General features: G+C 70.5%; 16 protein-coding genes. 5 read left to right on the top strand and 11 right to left on the bottom strand.

The genetic code is table 11. The features are described 5' to 3' along the window. Window positions 1-56: 56 nt before the first annotated feature. The 9 genes from eutC to eccCa all read right to left on the bottom strand — a co-directional run bounded on the left by eutC (window position 57) and on the right by eccCa (window position 12,094). Complete coding sequence (gene eutC, locus ACZ50N_RS05975) at window positions 57-824, bottom strand: ethanolamine ammonia-lyase subunit EutC (protein ID WP_464474892.1); 768 nt, start codon at window positions 822-824, stop codon at window positions 57-59. Then, window positions 821-2,227, bottom strand: coding sequence for an ethanolamine ammonia-lyase subunit EutB (locus ACZ50N_RS05970; RefSeq protein WP_046363976.1), 1,407 nt, complete (start codon window positions 2,225-2,227; stop codon window positions 821-823). The genes eutC and ACZ50N_RS05970 overlap by 4 nt, the downstream gene beginning before the upstream one ends. After that, window positions 2,224-3,645 (bottom strand): ethanolamine permease, encoded by a 1,422-nt coding sequence (gene eat / locus ACZ50N_RS05965; RefSeq protein ID WP_046363977.1) that lies wholly within the window; start codon window positions 3,643-3,645, stop codon window positions 2,224-2,226. The genes ACZ50N_RS05970 and eat overlap by 4 nt, the downstream gene beginning before the upstream one ends. A 131-nt stretch (window positions 3,646-3,776) precedes the next feature. Further along, window positions 3,777-5,300, bottom strand: a complete 1,524-nt coding sequence (gene adh, locus ACZ50N_RS05960) for an aldehyde dehydrogenase (RefSeq protein WP_464474891.1) — start codon at window positions 5,298-5,300, stop codon at window positions 3,777-3,779. Between the two features lie 97 nt (window positions 5,301-5,397). Then, window positions 5,398-6,702, bottom strand: a complete 1,305-nt coding sequence (locus tag ACZ50N_RS05955) for a helix-turn-helix domain-containing protein (RefSeq protein ID WP_046363987.1) — start codon at window positions 6,700-6,702, stop codon at window positions 5,398-5,400. 135 nt (window positions 6,703-6,837) lie between these two features. After that, on the bottom strand, window positions 6,838-7,134 hold the full coding sequence (locus ACZ50N_RS05950; protein ID WP_046363979.1) for a WXG100 family type VII secretion target: 297 nt from the start codon (window positions 7,132-7,134) through the stop codon (window positions 6,838-6,840). 11 nt (window positions 7,135-7,145) lie between these two features. Next, window positions 7,146-7,478 (bottom strand): WXG100 family type VII secretion target, encoded by a 333-nt coding sequence (locus tag ACZ50N_RS05945; protein ID WP_046363980.1) that lies wholly within the window; start codon window positions 7,476-7,478, stop codon window positions 7,146-7,148. Between the two features lie 75 nt (window positions 7,479-7,553). Continuing rightward, window positions 7,554-8,609, bottom strand: coding sequence for a type VII secretion-associated protein (locus tag ACZ50N_RS05940; RefSeq protein WP_464474890.1), 1,056 nt, complete (start codon window positions 8,607-8,609; stop codon window positions 7,554-7,556). Continuing rightward, the gene (gene eccCa, locus ACZ50N_RS05935) at window positions 8,591-12,094 is read right to left on the bottom strand and encodes a type VII secretion protein EccCa (protein WP_464474889.1); all 3,504 of its coding nucleotides are present in this window, start codon (window positions 12,092-12,094) and stop codon (window positions 8,591-8,593) included. Before eccCa ends, ACZ50N_RS05940 begins: the two co-directional genes overlap by 19 nt. A 95-nt stretch (window positions 12,095-12,189) precedes the next feature. Here eccCa and eccD point away from each other — a divergent pair, with 95 nt between their 5' ends. After that, window positions 12,190-13,488, top strand: coding sequence for a type VII secretion integral membrane protein EccD (gene eccD / locus ACZ50N_RS05930; RefSeq protein WP_464474888.1), 1,299 nt, complete (start codon window positions 12,190-12,192; stop codon window positions 13,486-13,488). After that, window positions 13,485-14,777, top strand: coding sequence for a type VII secretion-associated serine protease mycosin (mycP, locus tag ACZ50N_RS05925; RefSeq protein ID WP_464474887.1), 1,293 nt, complete (start codon window positions 13,485-13,487; stop codon window positions 14,775-14,777). The genes eccD and mycP overlap by 4 nt, the downstream gene beginning before the upstream one ends. Here mycP and eccB read toward each other — a convergent pair. Both eccB and ACZ50N_RS05915 read right to left on the bottom strand, forming a co-directional pair. Beyond that, window positions 14,742-16,106: a type VII secretion protein EccB gene (gene eccB / locus ACZ50N_RS05920; protein ID WP_464474886.1), complete on the bottom strand. Its 1,365-nt coding sequence runs from the start codon at window positions 16,104-16,106 to the stop codon at window positions 14,742-14,744. The two genes, mycP and eccB, sit on opposite strands and share 36 nt — an antisense overlap. Before the next feature lie 46 nt (window positions 16,107-16,152). Then, a complete protein-coding gene (locus ACZ50N_RS05915; RefSeq protein WP_046366595.1) occupies window positions 16,153-16,704 on the bottom strand; it encodes a CGNR zinc finger domain-containing protein in 552 nt (183 codons plus the stop codon). Window positions 16,705-16,792: 88 nt separating this feature from the next. On the opposite strand from ACZ50N_RS05915, the gene ACZ50N_RS05910 reads away from it, so the two are divergent. The 3 genes from ACZ50N_RS05910 to ACZ50N_RS05900 all read left to right on the top strand — a co-directional run bounded on the left by ACZ50N_RS05910 (window position 16,793) and on the right by ACZ50N_RS05900 (window position 19,185). Next, window positions 16,793-17,830, top strand: a complete 1,038-nt coding sequence (locus ACZ50N_RS05910) for an EamA family transporter (RefSeq protein ID WP_073682943.1) — start codon at window positions 16,793-16,795, stop codon at window positions 17,828-17,830. Continuing rightward, a complete protein-coding gene (locus ACZ50N_RS05905) occupies window positions 17,830-18,495 on the top strand; it encodes a cutinase family protein (protein ID WP_236728328.1) in 666 nt (221 codons plus the stop codon). The genes ACZ50N_RS05910 and ACZ50N_RS05905 overlap by 1 nt, the downstream gene beginning before the upstream one ends. Window positions 18,496-18,576: 81 nt before the next feature. After that, a complete protein-coding gene (locus tag ACZ50N_RS05900) occupies window positions 18,577-19,185 on the top strand; it encodes a cutinase family protein (RefSeq protein ID WP_048425038.1) in 609 nt (202 codons plus the stop codon). Window positions 19,186-19,203: the final 18 nt, after the last annotated feature.

The raw sequence follows: 19,203 nt of genomic DNA, 5'->3' as shown, positions 1-19,203 counted from the left end.
GGCGAGAGCCAGCACCAGCACCCTGCGGACATGGGTTCCGAACACGAGATCTCCTGTCAGATCAATTCAGTGGTGTCGGGCGCGCCGAGCGCCCGGGAGGTGTCCTTCAGATCGACGCCCGAGCGTCCCAGCGCCACCGCACCGTCGACCAGGCTCGCCGCGATCCGCGCGGCGTCGGCGTATCCCAACCCGCCGGGCGGGTGGATGTTGGAGACGCAGTTGCGGTCGGCGTCGGTGCGCCCGACGCGGGGCAGATGCGTCAGATAGATGCCGAGGCTGTCCACGACGCTCAGGCCGGGGCGCTCCCCGATGATGACCAGCACCGTGCGGACTCCGGCGGCGACGGCGATGTGGTCGCCGAGCGCCACGCGGGCCTGCGTCGCGATGACGGGCGGCGCCAGCGAGTGGCGTGGCGCGAGCTGCGCGACCAGCGCCGCCAGCAGCGCCGGACCGTGCAGACCCAGCGCCGTGGGCGAGAGTCCGTCGGCGAGAACGACACCGATGTCGGCGCCGCTCTCCGGCACGTGCGCGAGGTCGGCAGGGAGCCGGCCCAGGTCCGGTCGGCGCAGGTACTCCGCGCGGGAGGTGGCACGGCTCGACACCACCACCGGCTCACCGATGCCGATCTCGCGCACCTCGGCGACGACCGCGTCGACGTCGAGCGGATGGTGCACCGCATCGCGAGCCGCGGCATGCGCCGCGGCGAGCTCGAGGACGTCACGGCTGGGCAGTGCGTTGCCGGCACGCCCCAATCCGATGCGGGCCTGCGTCGTGCTGCGCAGCTCGTTCCAGAATGCTTGTGCCGCAACCTGATCGGACGTCACGAGGCGGCCAATGCGCGTAGCGGCGAACGGGTGACGTCGAGCGGGATCACCCGGCCGGCGTCGTCCATCATGCCGACCGACTGCAACCACTGCTCGAACTCCGGCGCCGGGCGCAGACCCATCGTGCGACGGGTGACCAGCACGTCGTGGAACGACAGGCTCTGATAGCCCAGCATCACGTCGTCGGCGCCCGGCACGGTGATGACGAACGCGACCCCGGCCGCGGCGAGCAGCGTGAGCAACGTGTCCATGTCGTTCTGGTCGGCCTCGGCATGGTTGGTGTAGCAGACGTCGACACCCATCGGCAGGCCGAGCAGCTTGCCGCAGAAGTGGTCTTCCAGGCCGGCGCGCACGATCTGCTTTCCGTCGTACAGATACTCCGGGCCGATGAATCCCACCACGGTGTTGACGAGCAGCGGCTGCAGGTCCCGCGCCACCGCGTACGCCCGCGTCTCGAGGGTCTGCTGATCGACGGGCCGGCCGCCGGTGCCCAGATGAGTGCCCGAGCTCAGCGCAGACCCCTGACCGGTCTCCAGGTACATGACGTTGGTGCCGACGGTGCCGCGCCCGAGTGAGCGGGCCGCCTCGTTGCCCTCGCGCAGCACGGCGAGATTCACGCCGAACGCCGTGTTGGCGCCTTCGGTGCCCGCGATGGACTGGAACACCAGGTCGACAGGGACGCCCTGCTCGATCAGCCCGATCGTCGTCGTCACGTGCGAGAGCACACAGGACTGCACCGGGATGTCGTAGCGGGCGCGGATCGAGTCGAGCAGGTGCAGCAGATCGGCGGTGGCGTGCGGCGAATCGGTGGCCGGGTTGATACCGATTACGGCGTCGCCGCAGCCGAGTAACAGCCCGTCCAGCACGGCGGCCGCGATGCCACGCGGATCGTCGGTCGGGTGGTTGGGCTGCAGCCGGGTGGCCAGCGTGCCAGGGGTGCCGACGGTGGTGCGGAACGCAGCGCTGACCTCTGTCGCGGCCGCGACGGCGATCAGGTCCTGATTCCGCATGATCTTGCTGACCGCCGCGGCCATCTCCGGCGTCAGGCCCGGCGTGATCGCGGCGATCCGTGCCGCGCCGTCGTCACGCGCCGCGGCGTCGAGCAGCCAGTCCCGCAACCCGCCCACCGTGAGGTGGGAGATCGCCGAAAACGCTTGGCGGTCATGGCTGTCGATGATCAGCCGGGTGACTTCGTCGGTCTCGTAGGGCACGACGAGCTCGGTGAGGAACACCTCCAGCGAGAGGTCGGCCAATGCCCATGCCGCAGCGGCACGTTCGGCGTCGCTGTCGGCGGCGCACCCGGCCAGTTGGTCACCCGAGCGCAGCGGGGTGGCCTTGGCCATCAGGTCGACCAGTCCGTCGAAGCTGTAGGTGGTCCCCGAAACCTGTTGGTGGAATTTCATGTCAGCCCCTTCTCGGCCTGAGCGAGCATCGCGAACTCCTCGTCGGGTGAGTTGGTGACCAGCCGGTGCCGGCTGACGAGCGCGAAATAGACCAGGAACAAGGCGAACACGCCGAGGCAGCACAGCGCGGCAATGGTGTCGACGAGGAAGGTCGCGATCACCGCCAGCGACGCGATCACCAACGCGAATCCGGTGGTCGCGATCCCGCCGGGGGTGCGGTAGGGCCGCGGCATGGTCGGCTCGCGCCGCCGCAGCACGATGTGGCTGACCATCATCAGCACGTAGCTGACCGCGGCGCCGAACACCGCCATGTTGAGCAGCAGATCACCCTTGCCGGTCAACGACAGCGCGAAGCCGATCAGGCCGGGCACGATCAGCGCCAGCGTCGGTGCCTTCCGCGAGTTCGTCACCGACAGTGCCGTCGGCAGGTACCCGGCCCGCGACAACGCGAACAGCTGGCGGGAGTAGGCGTAGATGATCGAGAAGAAGCTGGCGATCAGTCCGGCCAATCCGATGTAGTTGACGACGGTGGCCGCGGTGCTGCTGCCCAGCGCCTCGACGAGCGGGTTGCCGGACTCCGACATCGCGGCGGCGCCGCCGGCGCCGGTCGCCAGCACGAGCACCGACACGCACGTCACCAGCAGCACACCCATCGCCGCGATGATGCCGCGCGGCACGTTGCGCTCCGGGTTCGCCGTCTCCTCCGCGGCCAGCGGCACGCCCTCGATCGCGAGGAAGAACCAGATCGCGAACGGGATGGCCGCCCAGATGCCGAGGTAGCCGTAGGGCAGCAGCGATGACGCGCCCGCCGCGTCGGTGGGCGTGATGTCGGTGAGGTTGGCGACCTCGAAACTGCCGGCCGCGGCGATCGCGAACACCAGCAGGCCGACCAGCGCGACCGCGGTGATCACGAACATCACCTTGAGCGCCTCACCGACGCCCGAGAGGTGAATGCCGATGAAGATCGCGTAGGCGACCAGGTACACCCACCAGCCGTTCTGAATGCCGAAGAGCCCCAACGACTCCACGTAGGCGCCGATGAAAGTCGCGATGGCGGCCGGGGCAATCGAGTATTCGATGAGGATGGCGGTGCCGGTGGCGAAACCGCCCCACGGCCCGAGTGCGCGCCGGGCGAAGGTGTAGCCGCCGCCCGCTGCGGGCAGCGCCGAGGACAGCTCCGCCATGCCGAGCACCAGGGCCAGGTACATCGCGGCGATGATGACCGCAGCGATCGCCAGACCGCCGAAGCCGCCGTGACCGAGGCCGAAGTTCCAGCCGGAGTAATCTCCCGAGACGACGTAGCTGACGCCGAGCCCGGCAAGCAGCAGCCAGCCGGCGCTCCCCTGCTTCAGCTGGCGGCGGGCGAGGTACTCCTCGGATTGCTTGTGTTCTGCGACGGGGCGCGGGGTACTAGGCATAGACATTCATCTCTATCCGGTTGATGTTTCGGCATCTTTAAAGGTCGGTTATCCGACCATAAAAGATGGCCGGAAAAACCCCGGCTCGGATCGCTCCGCGCCGGGGTTTTCTGGCGGCAGGGGCTACTCGATCAGAAGAAGCCGAGCGCCTTGTCGCTGTAGCTGACCAGCAGGTTCTTGGTCTGCTGGTAGTGGTCGAGCATCATCTTGTGGTTCTCGCGGCCGATGCCGGACTGCTTGTAGCCGCCGAACGCCGCGTGCGCCGGGTACTGGTGGTAGCAGTTCGTCCACACGCGGCCGGCCTTGATGTCACGGCCCGCGCGATAGGCGGTGTTCCCGTCGCGGCTCCACACGCCGGCACCCAGGCCGTACAGCGTGTCGTTGGCGATGCTGATCGCCTCGTCGTAGTCGCCGAACGAGGTCACCGCGACGACGGGCCCGAAGATCTCCTCCTGGAACAGCCGCATCTTGTTGTGGCCGGTGAAGATCGTCGGCGCCACGTAGTAGCCGCCGTTGAGGTCGCCACCGAGTTCGGCCCGCTCACCGCCGGTGACCAGCTGGGCACCTTCGCTCTTGCCGATCTCGATGTAAGACAGGATCTTCTCGAGCTGATCGTTGGACGCCTGAGCGCCGATCATCGTCTCGGTGTCGAGCGGATCGCCCTGGCGCACGGCCTTGGTGCGGATCGCGGCCAGCGCCAGGAACTCGTCGTAGATGTCGGCCTGGATCAGCGAGCGCGACGGGCAGGTGCACACCTCGCCCTGGTTGAGGGCGAACATCGTGAAGCCCTCGAGCGCCTTGTCCTGATAGTTGTCGGCCTCGGCCATCACGTCGTTGAAGAAGATGTTCGGGCTTTTGCCGCCGAGCTCGAGCGTGACGGGGATCAGGTTCTGCGACGCGTACTGCATGATCAAGCGGCCGGTGGTGGTCTCGCCGGTGAACGCGATCTTGGAGATCCGGTTGCTCGACGCCAGCGGCTTGCCCGCCTCGACACCGAACCCGTTGACGATGTTGACCACACCGGCGGGCAGCAGATCGCCGATGACCTCGAACAGGTAGAGGATCGACGCGGGGGTCTGCTCGGCGGGCTTGAGCACGATCGCATTACCCGCGGCCAGCGCCGGGGCCAGCTTCCAGACCGCCATCAGGATCGGGAAGTTCCACGGGATGATCTGCCCGACGACGCCGAGCGGCTCGTGGAAGTGGTAGGCGACGGTGTCGTCGTCGACCTCCGAGAGCGAACCCTCCTGGGCGCGAATGCATCCGGCGAAGTAGCGGAAGTGGTCGATGGCCAGCGGGATGTCGGCGTTGAGCGTCTCGCGGATCGGCTTGCCGTTGTCCCAGGACTCGGCCAGCGCGATGGACTCGAGGTTCTCCTCGATGCGGTCGGCGATCTTGTTGAGGATCACCGCCCGCTCAGCAGCCGACGTCTTGCCCCATGCGGGTGCGGCGGCGTGGGCGGCGTCGAGCGCGGCCTCGATGTCGGACTCGTCGGAGCGCGGGATCTCGGTGAACGTCTGGCCGGTGACCGGCGTGGGGTTCTCGAAGTAGCGGCCCGCTTTCGGCGGCGTCCACTGGCCGCCGATGAAGTTCTCGTAGCGGGGCTTGAACGACATCAGCGAGCCGTCGGTTCCCGGTCGGGCATACACAGTCATGGTGGTGGTACTCCTGCTCGTGTGGTGTGCGTCACTGAACCTGTTCGCAACCTACGCGCGTCACCGTTGCAGCACGGTTGCATGACGCGCCGGAGCGTCAGCCGAGTTCGTAGTCGATTCCGGCGAGGTGGCCACGCGCCTGCGCCCGCACGACCGCGTTCAGCCCGGAGCAGTCCCGCAGCGCCTGCCAGCCGTCGCGGTCATCGCGGCCTTCGGGCAGGTCCAGCCAGCGCCGCAGCAGGTCGGCGCGGCCCCGCCGGCTCTCGGCGAGCACCGCCTCGCGCAGCGTGGTCGACAACGCGGTACGCAGCCGGGCCACCGCCGGGGACACCGACTGGCGCAACAGCGGCCCCGAGTACCGATCCAGTGCGGCCTCGACGTCACCGGCGTCCAGCGCGTCGAACACCTCGCCGATGTCGCTGGTGATCGGTGCGAGCAGCCGGTACGGCCGCGAGCCGAGGTTCTCCGCGCCGATCACCTTGCGCAGCCGCGACATCTCCGCGCGCACGGTGACGACGTCGAGATCCTTGTCGTCGAGCAGCACGGCGAGGTGGTCGGCGGACAGCCCCTCGGGATGGCGGCTCAGCAGCACGAGGATGTCGGCGTGCCGGCCCGTCAGATAGGTGGCCTGAAGGTGCCCGTAGGCATCGGAGGTGACCCAGCGGGGCCGATCACCGCCGAGCACCACCAGGTGCGGTTTGCGCGTGGCGGGTTCGGGGCCGATCCCGGCGACCCGCAGCAGCGCCAGATGGTTCTCGACGGCGACCGCGGTGGCCCGCACCAGGGCCAGCGTCTGCGACGACGCCACCTGCGCATCGCCCGTCAGGTCGATCGCGCCGAGCAGCGCCCCGGTGGTCGGGTCGTGCACCGGGGCGGCCGTGCAACTCCACGGCTGCACGATGCGGGAGAAATGCTCCGAACCGTGGATCTGCAATTCTCGGTCCAGGGCGAGCGCGGTGCCGGGGGCGTTGGTGCCCGCGCCGCGTTCGCTCCAGTCGGCGCCGGGCACGAAGTTCATCGCCTCGGCGCGCCGGCACGCGTTCGGATCGCCCTCGACCCACAGCAGGGTGCCGTCGGCCGCGCTGACGGCCACCACCACGCCGGAGTCGATCGCGTCGTTGACCAGGAGCCGGCGGATGACCGGCAACGCCGGTGCCAACGGGTGCGTGTCGCGCAGCCGCGCAGCCGCGGCCAGCGCTTCCGCGGGCCGGGCGCCGTTCAAGTCGGGGTCGACACCGACCGCGCGGCTCCGCTCCCAGCTCTGCGCGACGACCGGCCGGACCGACGAGCTCAGGTCGTCGGCGTCGACCTCGCCGGCGAGGAACAGTTCGTGCACAGTGCGCAGCGTCGACGAGGACGGGCGCGAGCCCGCCCGTCCGTTCGTCGTCTTCGCAGTTGCCACGCGGCGATCCTTTGTGTCCGCCATCACACCGGCCACCACCTTATCCCACCAGGCACGACGGACGGGTCGGGAAAAACTGTGCGACCCCCGGTCGGCTCCCCTCCTCGCGGGGGTCGCACAGCGTCTGGTGGGGTGTCAGGCACCCCAGGCGTGGGCGGCGCTGCGATCGGTCGCCGCGACGTCGTCGGCGCCGTCGCGCACCGCGTCACCCAGGCGGAACAGGATGTCGTTGAGTGCGGCCGCGGACTGCTCCCACCTGGCCTGCTCGACCTGGTACGCCTCGGCGGCGTCACGGGTCCAGACCTGCTGCAGCGGCGCGATCTGGGTCCGCAGATCGTCCAGCGCGGCATTGAAGCGGGCAGACGTCGCGTGGATCTGCTGCCGGATCGTGTGCTCGATCGCGGCGAAGTCGTAGGACAGCATCGGGTCCATGTCGGTCTCCTCTACAGGTGGGCGGTCGCAGAACCGATGGCGTGGGCATGGCTGTCGGTGGCCAGGCGCAGGGTGCGCTCGTTGTCGCGGATGGTCTCGGCGATGCGTTGCAGCGCCGCGTGCAGCCGCAGCGACTCCGCGTTCCACCGGTCGACCACGTCGCGGAACCTGGCGGCCGCGACGCCACCCCACACCGAGGCGGGCACGCTGCTCATCTGGCCGATGAACGAGGCCAGCATCGCGCGGATCTCCTCGTTGCGGGCGTCGGTCTTGCCTGCCACTGCGGCCATGAGGTCGAAGTCGGTGGCGAGCGCTCCGCCGGCGGCTCCTGACGGGATCGGCATCGAGAGATCCTTCCTGTGTTGTTGGCATTACACGGAATTGGACGCACCGGCAGCAGGATCGGTTCCCTCTGTTCGTCAACCGACTGCATGGGCACTGGCCACCGCGTGCGCACACACCGCCGCGACCGCCTCGGCGTGGCCGGGTGCGCTCTGACATCCGATGGCGATCCGCACGCCCCCGTCGCCCACCACGGCCCACTGGGTGTGGCTGCCGTCCCGCACCTCGCGGTAGGTCACCGCGGCCCGGGCACCCACCACGCCGTCGGGACGGAAGTCGACGAACACCCCTGAGGGCGCGGAAGCGATTGCCCGGCGCAGGGATTCGGCGATATCAGGGAGAGAGGCGGGCCCGAGGGACTGCGTGAGGTGCAGTGCGGGCAGACCATCGGATCCGGCGATCCTCACCCTCGCCGAACCGAGTCCCGACGTGATGCGCTGCGCCGTCCAGTCGGTCGGCATCTCGATCGCGACCCGACCCTCGGTGAGCAGCCTCCACTGCGCCGGCACCGGATGACGCGGCAGCCAGGGCACGAGGAGCGCCATCAGCGCCGCGGAGGCGAGTAGGGCGATCACGGGCCGGCGGATTCTGGATCGCGCCGGCGCGAGCGTCGCTGCCACCGCGGCCTCGACGTCGTCGCGCCCGCTGAGGCGGCCGGTGCCGGAGGGCGGCGCGGCGACCCCGGGCGGAACGTCGACCAGCACTGAGCTCAGCCTCGGCAGGGCGTCACGGTCGAGCACGCGCAGAGGCAGCCCGGGCTCGGTGATCGCGACGAGGTCAGCCGTGACCTCCGCGACTGCCCCGCTCTGGGCTGCGCTCAGCAGTGGTCCCCTCCGGAACACCCGAACGTCGCCGGCGACCGCGCCTGCGGCGTCGGTCACGGCCGCCGTCCAGCGGCTCGGCCACCAGCTCGGCACCACCACCGCGAGTGATCGCATGCGCCCGCCCGCTGCCGTCGAGAGCACCTCGCGCAGGAGGTCGGCCACCTCGACGATGCGGTCGTCCACCACCGCGAGCCGGTCCCCCACGCCCGCGACGGCCGCCTCCGCCCAGGCTGCCGGCGGGGTGCCCGGTCCCCGTACCGTCACCGGCCCGACCTCGACGACGACCGGTGTCACGGCGGGTCGAGCCACCCCACCTGGATCAGTTCGTCGGCGCGGCCACGCACCGACAGCACCCCGCGCCCACGCGGCAGTGGCGCAGGCCGGGTGCTGCCCAGCAGCGTCCCTTCCTCCGGCGAGGCGCTCATCATGAAGCCGGAGCAGCCCATCTCCCGCAGCCGGGTGAGCACCGGGTCGAACATCGCCCGGGCGGCCCCGCCGGATCGACGGGCGATGACGACGTGCAGGCCGAGGTCCTTGGCGTGGGGCAGGAAGTCGGCGAGCGCGGTGAGCGGGTTGCCGGTGGCGCCGGCCACCAGGTCGTAATCGTCAATGACGACGTAGATCTCCGGCCCGGTCCACCACGAGCGGTCCCGCAGCGCCCGCTGGGTGACGTGTTCGTCGGGCATGCGGGCCGTCAGCCGGGCGGTCAGCGCGCTGAGGCGAGACTGGAGTGCCACCGGTGATGCGGAATATCCTGCGAGATGGTCGGTTTCGACGACGCCCAGCAGCGTCCGGCGGTAGTCGACCAGTTCCAGGGCGACCTCTTGCGGGGTGTGCGTACGCACCAGATCGGTGCACAGCGTGCGCAGCAGAGCTGTCTTGCCGGATTCTCCGTCGCCGAGGATCAGCAGGTGTGGGTGATCGATGACGTCGAGCCCGGCAGCGCCCAGATCACGCTCCCGCAGACCCAGGAGTAGGCCGCCCGGCAGACGCGGCCCAGCGCTGATCGTGTCGAAACGCACGGTTGTGGGCAGCAATTCGACCCGCGGTGCACGTGAGCCACCGGCTTGGGCGGGGATGCGCGAGGTACCGGGCAGGGCGATCGCCATCAGGTGGCCGTCACGGGTCAGGCCGCGCCCCGCCGGTGCCGTGCTCAGCTCCCGGGCCCGTCGCCGGTCCATCTCGGACTCGGCGGGCTCCCCGAGCCTCAGTTCGATCCGCGTGCCGAGCTGATCCTTCAGCGCCGGTCGCAGATCGGCCCACCGGGAGGCCGTCAGCACCACGTGGACGCCGTAGGAGAGCCCGCGTGCCGCGAGCGCGGTGATCGCAGACTCGAGGACGTCGAATTCGCTGCGCACGGTCGACCATCCGTCGACGACGAGGAACACGTCCGGGTCGGTGTCGGCACGGGAGTTCTCCTCGCGATCGCGCAGCACGCCGTCGAGGTGGGCGACGGTACGGCGGCACAGTTCGGCCTCGTGCCGACCCGCCACGCACCCGACGTGCGGGAGGTCGCGAAGCGCAGCCAAAGCGCCGCCGCCGAAGTCCAGGCAGTAGAACTGCACCGTCGCGGCATCGTGGCGCGCAGCCAGCGCAGCGACCAACGTCCGCAGCGCCGTCGACTTGCCGGACTGCGGCGCGCCCACGATCGCGGCATTGCCCGCTGCGCCCGACATGTCGACCACATACGGCTCGTACCGCTGCTCGGCCGGGCGGTCGATCAGGCCGATCGGCACGTGTAGCGGGCTCGATACGACGGTGCCGAGCAGGTCCTCGAGAATAGGCGAACGCCGCAGCGGCGGTAGCCACACGCGGTGCGCCTCGCCGCCGTGGCCCTGCAGCTGGTTCAGCATCGTCGTCAGGAGCGGACGCGACGGAGCCTCCTGCGCAACCGGTTGCGCCGCGGCTGACGTGAACTCCTGTGGCACAACGTATGTGCCTTCCGCCACCGTGGACGCGCCCGGAATGTGGCCGGAGACGAACGCCGCCTGGAAGCGGGTCAGCTGTCCGGCAGAGGTCTTGAGATAGGCGGCCCCGGGACGAGCGGGCAGGTGATGGGCGTCGGCCACCCCGAGGACCGCGCGGGAGTCGGCTGCCGAGAACGTCTTCAGACACACGCGATAGGACAGGTGGGCGTCCAGGCCCCGCAGCCGCCCTTCGTCGAGACGTTGGCTGGCCAGCAGGAGATGGACGCCCAGCGAGCGACCGAGCCGGCCCATCGCGACGAACAGATCGGCGAAGTCGGGATGCTGGCTGAGCAGTTCGGAGAACTCGTCGACGACGACGAACAACGACGGCAGCGGCGCCAGGGCAGGATCCCGCGTGCGGGCGCGCCGGTACGCCGCGAGGTCGGCGAGATTGCCCGCTGCCCGGAGAACCTCCTGCCTGCGGGTGATCTCCCCGGAGAGCGCATCGCGCATTCTCGCCACCAGCGGCGCCTCGTCGGCGAGGTTCGTGATCACCGCCGACACGTGGTTCACGGTGTCCAGGCCGAGAAATGTTGCGCCGCCCTTGAAGTCGACGAGGACGAGGTTCAGGTCGTCCGGCGAGTGCGTGGCGATCATGCCGAGGACGAGAGTGCGGAGGAACTCCGATTTACCGGATCCGGTGGCGCCGACACACAATCCGTGCGGCCCCATCCCGCCGGCAGCGGATTCGGAGATGTCGAGGTGGACCGTGCCACCGTTCTCGTCCACGCCGATGGGCACGCGCAACGGGGTGTCGGTCGGCTGCGACCATCGGGCCACCGGGTCGAACACGCTCGGGTCCGCGATGCCCATCAGCGCCGGCCAGCCGTCGCGACCCGACGATGCCCGGCGCAGCGAGCAGCGGGCCACGCGCCGGGCACAGGTCAGCGCCGCCGGCAGCGACAGCTGGTCGTACCGGGCAGAGATCTCGACGCCGTCGGCGGCCACGACGACCGGTGACCGTGCGGAACGGATGCGTACGACGGTCACGTCGTCGGCGGCCGGCGGTGCCGTACCGTCGGCGACGACCACTCGATGCCGCGTCCCGTCGCCCGCACGAGAATGCGGCAACCATTTCAGCCAGTCCCATTCGGCACCGTCGTCCCGGTCGGTCACGATCCCGAGCAGCGCGGGCGAATGCGCGACGGCGAGCTGGCAGACGAGCGCCCGCACGACCGCACGACAGGTGCCGGACTCCCCGGTGACCGTCACCATTCGGGTGTCACGCAACGACACCAGCACCGGCACGTCCGGAACGCGAGACCGATTCCCGGCCAGGGTGCGCACCGCGGTCGTAGTCACCGGGTCGGCGTTCTCGTCGGATTCGAGCTCGGGCAGCACAACCGCCGTCATCGGGTCGGCATCACCGATTCCGACTCGCACACAAAGGAACTCGGGATGGGTCTCGTCTCGCTGCCACATCTGCTGCGTGCCGGCGAGCGACCACAGCGCTTCCGGCTCGGGATGGTGCCGGTGCACCCATCGGTGCTGGGCCGCGGCGCCGGCCCGCAGGATGCCGTCGACGGTGTCGAGATAGCGCAGGTAATCGGCGCGCTGGGCGTTGATCTCGGCGGTGCGGGCCCCGCCGCGACCGCCGTGGGCCAGCATGCCGACCAGCGAGACCAGCATCATCACCGGCAGCGCGAAGAACATCGGACTGCGCGGCGACGATGCGCCCGATCGCAGGTACAACGCGCTCATGCCAATAACGGCGGCGACCATCGCGACCGGCATCATCCGGGCCATGGGACTGACAGGTGTGGCCTCCGGCAGCGTGGGCGGCGCGTCGAGAGCGATCCGGCCGCCGGGCGGGCGCGCAGGTTCCATGTAGGAACAGACGCACCAGCGCGCTGTGCGGTTCCATCCAGCAACGAGAAATTTCGGTGCCCACCCACCCCCTGTACGCCAGTTACGTTGCTGTGGTGACGAATACCGTGCGCCGGGTGGCGGTCCACCTTCCGCGGCAGCGGCTCAGCGCCGATCTGGTGCTGCCGGCGCAGTGTCCGGTCGCCCAGCTCCTGCCCGCGCTGGTGGACGGCGTGGTGGGCGACCGCGCGTCCGTGGCGGAGGCGGTGCGGTGGTACCTGGCGCCGGTGGCGGGGCTACCGCTGGACCCGACGAAAAGTCTGCACGACAACGGTGTTCGTGACGGTGACCTGATGCTGTTGACCGACGAACCTGCGCCCCCGCCCCGAGTGACGACGGGAGCCCCCACGGACGCGGTCATCGCCGCCATCCGCCCTCCCGCTCCGCGCGCCGGCGGATGGGAGGCTGCGATCGCGACGACCGTGCTCCTCGCGCTGGCCTCGACTCTCTGCTGGGTAGGATGCACGAGCGGAGACGAGCCGGCACTGTGGGTGAGCGCGGCCATCGCACTGTCCGCGGCGGTCGCCGCCGTCGCAGGCTGGGTCACCGCACCGCTGTCGGATGCACTGAGCGTCGGGGCGGTCGGCCACACTGCGGTCACCGGGGCACTGGCCGCGGCGGGCTTCTCCTGGCCGGTCGTCGTCGCTGTCGCCGCGGCGGCTGCCCTGGCGATGGCGGTGTGTCTGGCGATGGCGCTGGGCCGCAGCGGTATCGCTGCCGTGTCGGCGACGACCGGGTGTGCCGCAGCGGCCGGCGCGATCATGCTCGCCGCGATCATCGGCGCACTGTGCAGCGGGGACGTCGCGACGATCGGCGCGCTGCTGACCGGTACGTCACTGGCGGCGCTCACCGGTGCTGCCTCGCTCGCGGTGACACTCGCCGGCATCGGGCCGGCACGTCGCGCGGTCGGACCACGACGCGCGCAGGCGGCGCACCGACTGCTCACCGGGCTGACGGCGGGCTGGTGCGGTACAGCGATGGTCGGCGTCGCCCTGGTCGCCGCCCAGGGCCGATACCAGGTGCTGACAGGCATTTTCGCAACCGCTGTCGGAACTGCGCTGATTCTGCGACAGCGTGTCCACCTCGACCCCGTCCGCCGGCGGGTCCTGATCGGCGCGGGTCTGGCAGCACTGGGGATCGCGCTGTTCGTCGCGGTGAGCGGGAATCCGACGACGGCGCCGTGGTGGTGCTGCGGCGTCGCGGTCGCCGGCGCGACCCTGATACATCTGCAGGACAGACAATGGAACCCAGTGATGCGCAGCGTGATCCGCGGCATCGAATACATCGCCACAGCTGCCGTCCTGCCACTGGCCGCGTGGTTGGCCGGCGTGTACGACGCGGTGGGCCTGCCGTGACGCGAATCGGGCGCGTGCTGGCCGTCACGGCGCTCACCGTGGGGCTGACACCGCCGGCACCGGCCGGCGCGTCGATCTCTCCGCCACCGATCGACGACTCCCGGTTGCCGCCCGCGGGGTCCGCGCGACCGCCGCAGCCCACCGAACAACGAGTCGACTGCGTCGCAGTACGCGACGCCACCTCTGCCGGCCACCTTCTCGACGACGTGTCGCTGGTGTGGCCGCTGACCCGTGGCGCCGGTCAGATAGTGGCGATCATCGACACCGGAGTGGCCCGCCATCGCCGCCTGCCCCACCTCGTCGCGGGCGGTGACTTCGTCAGCACCGGCGACGGCACCGCCGACTGCGACGGCCACGGCACGATCGTCGCCGGGCTCATCGGCGCGAGCCCGGACCCGTCGGACGGCTTCGCCGGGGTGGCACCCGAGGCTGCGCTGCTGTCGATTCGCCAGTCCAGCAACAAGTTCGATGTCACTGAGGGAAACGGAGGCTCGGGCGTCGGGGACGTACAGACCCTGGCCGCGGCCGTCCGGCTGGCAGCGGACATGGGCGCCACCGTCATCAACATCTCGTCGGTGGCCTGCCTGGCCGCGGACACCGGGCTCGACGACCGGGCCCTGGGTGCGGCGCTGGCCTACGCCGTCGACATCACCAACGCCGTCGTCGTCAGCGCGGCGGGCAACGTGGGCGGCGCCGGTCAGTGCCCCGCACAGAATGGCCCTGACGTCACGGTGGTGGCCAGCCCGGCCTGGTACGACGACTACGTCCTGACCGTCGGCTCGTCGAGCACCGACGGCTCCGCCTCCGACTTCAGCCTCGCCGGACCGTGGGTCGACGTCGCGGCGCCGGGCGAGAACGTCGTGTCGCTCGCCGCGGCACCCGACGGTCTGGTCGATTCCACGGTCAGCGGCGCTCGGCTGTCCGGCACCAGCTACGCGGCGCCGCTGGTGTCAGGGCTCGCCGCGCTGGTGCGGGCCCGGCACCCCGAGCTCACCGCCCGGCAGGTGATGGCCCGCATCGAGGACACCGCGCGCCATCCCGCGGGTGGCTGGTCTGCCGCGCTCGGCCATGGGGTCGTTGACGTGATGGCCGCGGTGGGCGATGTCGCGCCGTCGGTCCCGCGCCCGGCCACGACGATCTCCGGCATGCCGGCCGAGCAGCGCGATCGAGAGCCGGCGTCGCCCGTGCGCACGGTGCTGCTGTGCGCGGGACTCATCGGCGCGGTGGCCGTCGCCGGCGCGGCGCTGGGCCGGTCACGGCCCCGCGAGGATGACGTCGCGGCCGACTGACGCGGCCCGCACACTCAGCTCTGGCCCCCGCGGGAGGCCGGCCAGGAACACCCACGGAATTGGCGAACCCGGCAGCGAGAAGCCCAATCGTCGCGCAGCATCGGCATTCTCGACGCCGAACAGGACGCCGGAGTCGGAGAGCAGAAACAGGGGTCCTGCCTCGCCATTCGAATCGGACCCACCGAGCGCGACCGAACGCACCAACAGGGCGCCGCCAGAGAGCGCGACCGCGTCGACGGCAGGTCCGTCGCCGTCGGCCTGCGCCAGCGCTGCACCGGGCGGCGGTGTCGTGTCGGTGACCACGACGGCGCTCTGTGCTCCGGCGTCGTCGGTGCGCGGCAGCCAGCGTGCGCACACGACCCGCGCCCGTCGCGTCCCCGCATGCTCGGGGTAGGTGGTGACGGGCAGCGAGTCCACCACCGGAACCGTGCCGAGGATGTCGGGCGGCACCACAGGCACCGTCGCGCTCGCCCGCCCGTCGGTGTAGCGAATCAGGTCGGCGGCGACCTCGCCGATGCGTTGCAGACCGCCGCGCAGAACCACGAACTGCGCATCGGACACCGCGACCACCGTTCCGACCGGATGCTCGCGCAGGGGACCCGGCCCCGGCGCACCGCGGTCGGGAATGCGTGGGGCCTCGATGGCGGGCGCCTCCGGCAGAGCGGCGAGGACGGCTTGCGAGATGGGAAGTGCTGCAACGCCGTCGAGTCGCAGCGCCCGGACCACGGCGGGGTGGCGCAGATCGACCCGGGCCTTGTGGCCGGAATTGAGCAGATAGGTCAGCGCGGGGTTGGCCCCGCGAGGGGTGACCAGCAGCGCCTGCTGCGGCACCGTGACGGCGGGGGCCGGCGCACCGACGATCACCGTCGTGCGCGCGCCCTCGTCGCACACCAGAGCCGACTCCGCCGCCGGTGACGACGAAAGGTTCTGCGGCGCAGCAGGTATGCCCATCGACGCGCCGCGCTTCTGCGCGTCGACAGCCGACTGGGACACCGCCCTCGGCGGCTCCGAACTGCCCGTGATCAGCCGCGCGGACGCCAGGTTGGAGACCGGGTGCAGGGTGTCGTCGACCCGTACGTAGAACGTGCCGGTCTCTCGGACCACGACGACGGACGCGTCACCGATGTCGGCTGCCGGCCGGAACGCCGCGATGACCGCGCACACGGCGACCCCGGCGGCCACCAGAAGCGCCCCGGCGGTGAGCGAGAGCGACTGTGCGCGTAGCGGATCGTCGAGCATTCTGGCGTCGCCGCGGACGAGCGCATGGGTCATGCGGCGCATCAGGAAGCGGTGACCGCTGACCTGCAGCCGTGTGGCCGGTTGACGCATGACACCCCCCGCAGGCCAGCGTAACGAGGTGCGGCCGGGGGTCAGATCACTTGTTGGAGCGCCGTTCCCGGTAGGCGGCGACGTGCTGGCGGTTACCGCAGTTGCCGGTGTCGCAGAACTTCCCCGAGCGATTGCGCGACAGGTCCACCAGCACGGCCTCGCAGTCCGGTGCGGCGCAGATCTTGAGTCGGCGAAGGTCGCCGGCGCGGATCAGGTCAGCCAGCGCCATCGCGAATTCCGCGCCCATGCGTTGCCACAGCGGGTCGTGCACCGAGGCCAGGTGCAGGTGCCACTCCGGCATCTCGGGGTGCCGGGTCAGCCACGGTGCCGCCCGGGTGTCCGCGAGCAGGGCGTTCACCTGCCCGACCGCCCGGGCCTCGTCGTCGGCGATCTCCCAGATCCCGCCGAGCCGGGTGCGAAGCCGGTGTACGGATTCGAGCTCAGCGGCGTCGTGGTCCCGCCGCCCGGTCCAGCCGAAGCTGTCCAGGTATTCGTCGAGCGCATGCAGGTCGGCGAGGTGCTCACCGTCGACCCGATCGGTGTTGATCAGCACCGCCGCTGCCCGCAGGGTCAGCTCGGTGTCATGACTGAAAATCATTTGACTCGTGACTCCTTCCGGCGGTAGCGTCACGACCAAAGTTGAGTTTACTCATGTCGTCGCAGATCAGACCAGTGGAGGTGCACCCATGTCCGTGCTGACGCCGAGCTCGCGGTTCCGTAGCGGCCTCCTCTTCGCGGTTGCCTCGGCGTTTGCCTTCGGCTGTTCGGGTCCGTTCGGCAAAGCTCTGATGACCGCCGGATGGAGCCCGACGGCCGCGGTCACCGCCCGGCTGGCCGGCGGTGCGCTGACGATGGCCGTGTTCGCCACCGTCGCACATCCCGGCTGGTTGCGCGAGGCACGCCATCACGTGCGCACGATCGTCGCCTACGGTCTGATCCCCATCGCCGGAGCGCAGCTGTTCTACTACAACGCAGTCGCACACCTCACGGTCGGCGTCGCACTGTTGCTCGAGTACACCGCGCCGATCCTCGTGGTGGGCTGGCTGTGGGCGACCACCGGGCGACGCCCCAGCGCGTTGACCCTCTCCGGCGTGGTGCTGGCGATCGCCGGCATCACCGCCGTGCTCGGCCTGATCGGCCCGCACGGCTTCTCCCCGGTGGACTTCGATCTCGTCGGCGTGGGGTTCGGCCTGGCCGCCGCCGTGTGCGCGGCCTGCTACTTCATGATGTCGGAGAAAGTGTCGGGATCCAGCGGCGCCATCGGGGACGAGCACCCCGACGCCCCGCTGCATCCGATCACCCTGGCCACGGCGGGCCTGTTCGTCGGCGCGGCCGCGGTCTCGCTCATCGGCGTCACCGGACTGATGCCGATGACGTTCACGGCCAACGACACCGTCGTCGCCGGCATCACCACGTCCTGGGTCCTGCCCGTCGCGGCGCTGGCCCTCTTCCCGACCGCGATCGCCTACACCCTCGGCATCGTCGGCATCGCCCGCCTGAAGCCGCGGTTCGCATCGCTGGTCGGCCTGTCCGAGGTCATGTTCGCCGTACTGGCCGCGTGGGTGCTCGTCGGCGAAGCGGTCACCGCCACGCAGGCCGTGGGCGGCGCGATCGTGCTCGCCGGGTTGGCGATCGCCCGGCAGGGCGACCGGAGCGATCTCGCCGAGGCGAGCACCGCGACCTGGCCTGACGCCCCGCTAGGTGAGCTAACATCACCGAGGTGATGATCGATCTTGATATGCGCCGGAGAGCCGGTCTCCTGACCATCGCTGCCACTGCCGTCAGTGCGGCAGCGATGGTCGCGGCACCGGTCCTCACCGCGCCCGTAGCCACGGCCCAGGGCTGCCCGGACATCGAAGTGGTCTTCGCACGCGGCACGGATGAGCCGCCCGGGCTCGGCCGGGTCGGCGGTGCGTTCGTCGACTCGCTGAGAGATCGCGTCGGGGGCCGTTCCCTCGGTACCTATGCCGTCAACTACCCGGCGTCCTTCGACTTCCTCCAGGTCGCCGCCGGCGCCAACGACGCCAGCGATCACATCCAGTACATGATCGCGAACTGCCCCAACACCCGACTGGTCCTCGGCGGTTACTCGCAGGGCGCGGCCGTCGTCGACGTCATCGCCGCGGTCCCCGTGCCGGGCGCCGGCTTCACCGCACCCCTGCCCCCCAACGCCCCCGATCACGTGGCGGCGATCGCGGTGTTCGGCAACCCGTCGGCGAAGATCGGGCTGCCGCTGACCTCGAGCCCGGTCTGGGGAGGCCGGTCCATCGACCTGTGCACAGCCAACGATCCGGTGTGTTCGGGCGGCGACGACATCCCCGCCCACAGCAACTACGGGCCGTCCGGGCTGACAGATCAGGCCGCCGGATTCGTCGCGGGACTTTTGTAGACGAGCTATACGTTACGGTGCATTGTGCGATCTGACCGAGTGCGCCGCCTCGCCGCGGCCGCCGCCGTGGCGGCCCTGCCCATGGCCGGCTCCATTGTCATGCCCGTCCCGTCCGCGTCGGCCCAACCGTGCTCGGACGTCGAGGTGATCTTCGCCCGCGGCACCAGTGAGCCGCCCGGTATCGGGCGCGTGGGCCAGGCGCTGACCGATGTGCTGAGCACGCAACTCGGTGGCCGGACGGTCAGCACCTACGGGGTCAACTACCCCGCCAGCTACGACTTCCTGAACACCGCGGTGGGCGCCACCGACGCCGCAGGCAGGATCGCCACGCTGGCGGCCCAGTGCCCCGGCACGAGGATCGTGCTGGGCGGCTACTCGCAGGGCGCCGCGGTGGTCGACATGCTCGCCGGTGTGCCGCCGCTGGGAAACAAGATCGGCGAGATCGGCTCCGCTCCCCCGCTGGCCGGTGGACTGGTGGGCAACGTCGACGCGGTCGCGGTCTTCGGCAATCCGGCCGCGAAGTTCGGCAACCCGGTCTCGGGCGCCGGCTCCTTCGCCGGGAAGGCGATCGACCTCTGCGCCGACGGTGACCCGATCTGCTCGGACGGCCGAAACCCGTTCGCGCACACCCACTACGAGTCATCGCCGTTCATCGGCCAGGCCGCAGGGTTCGCCGCAGCCCGAGTCTGACCTATCATCGGCAAGGTG

The sequence above is a fragment of the Mycolicibacterium obuense genome (assembly GCF_055397605.1).
Note: the sequence above shows the minus strand (reverse complement) of the source record. Positions and strands in the feature narration are given on the sequence as shown.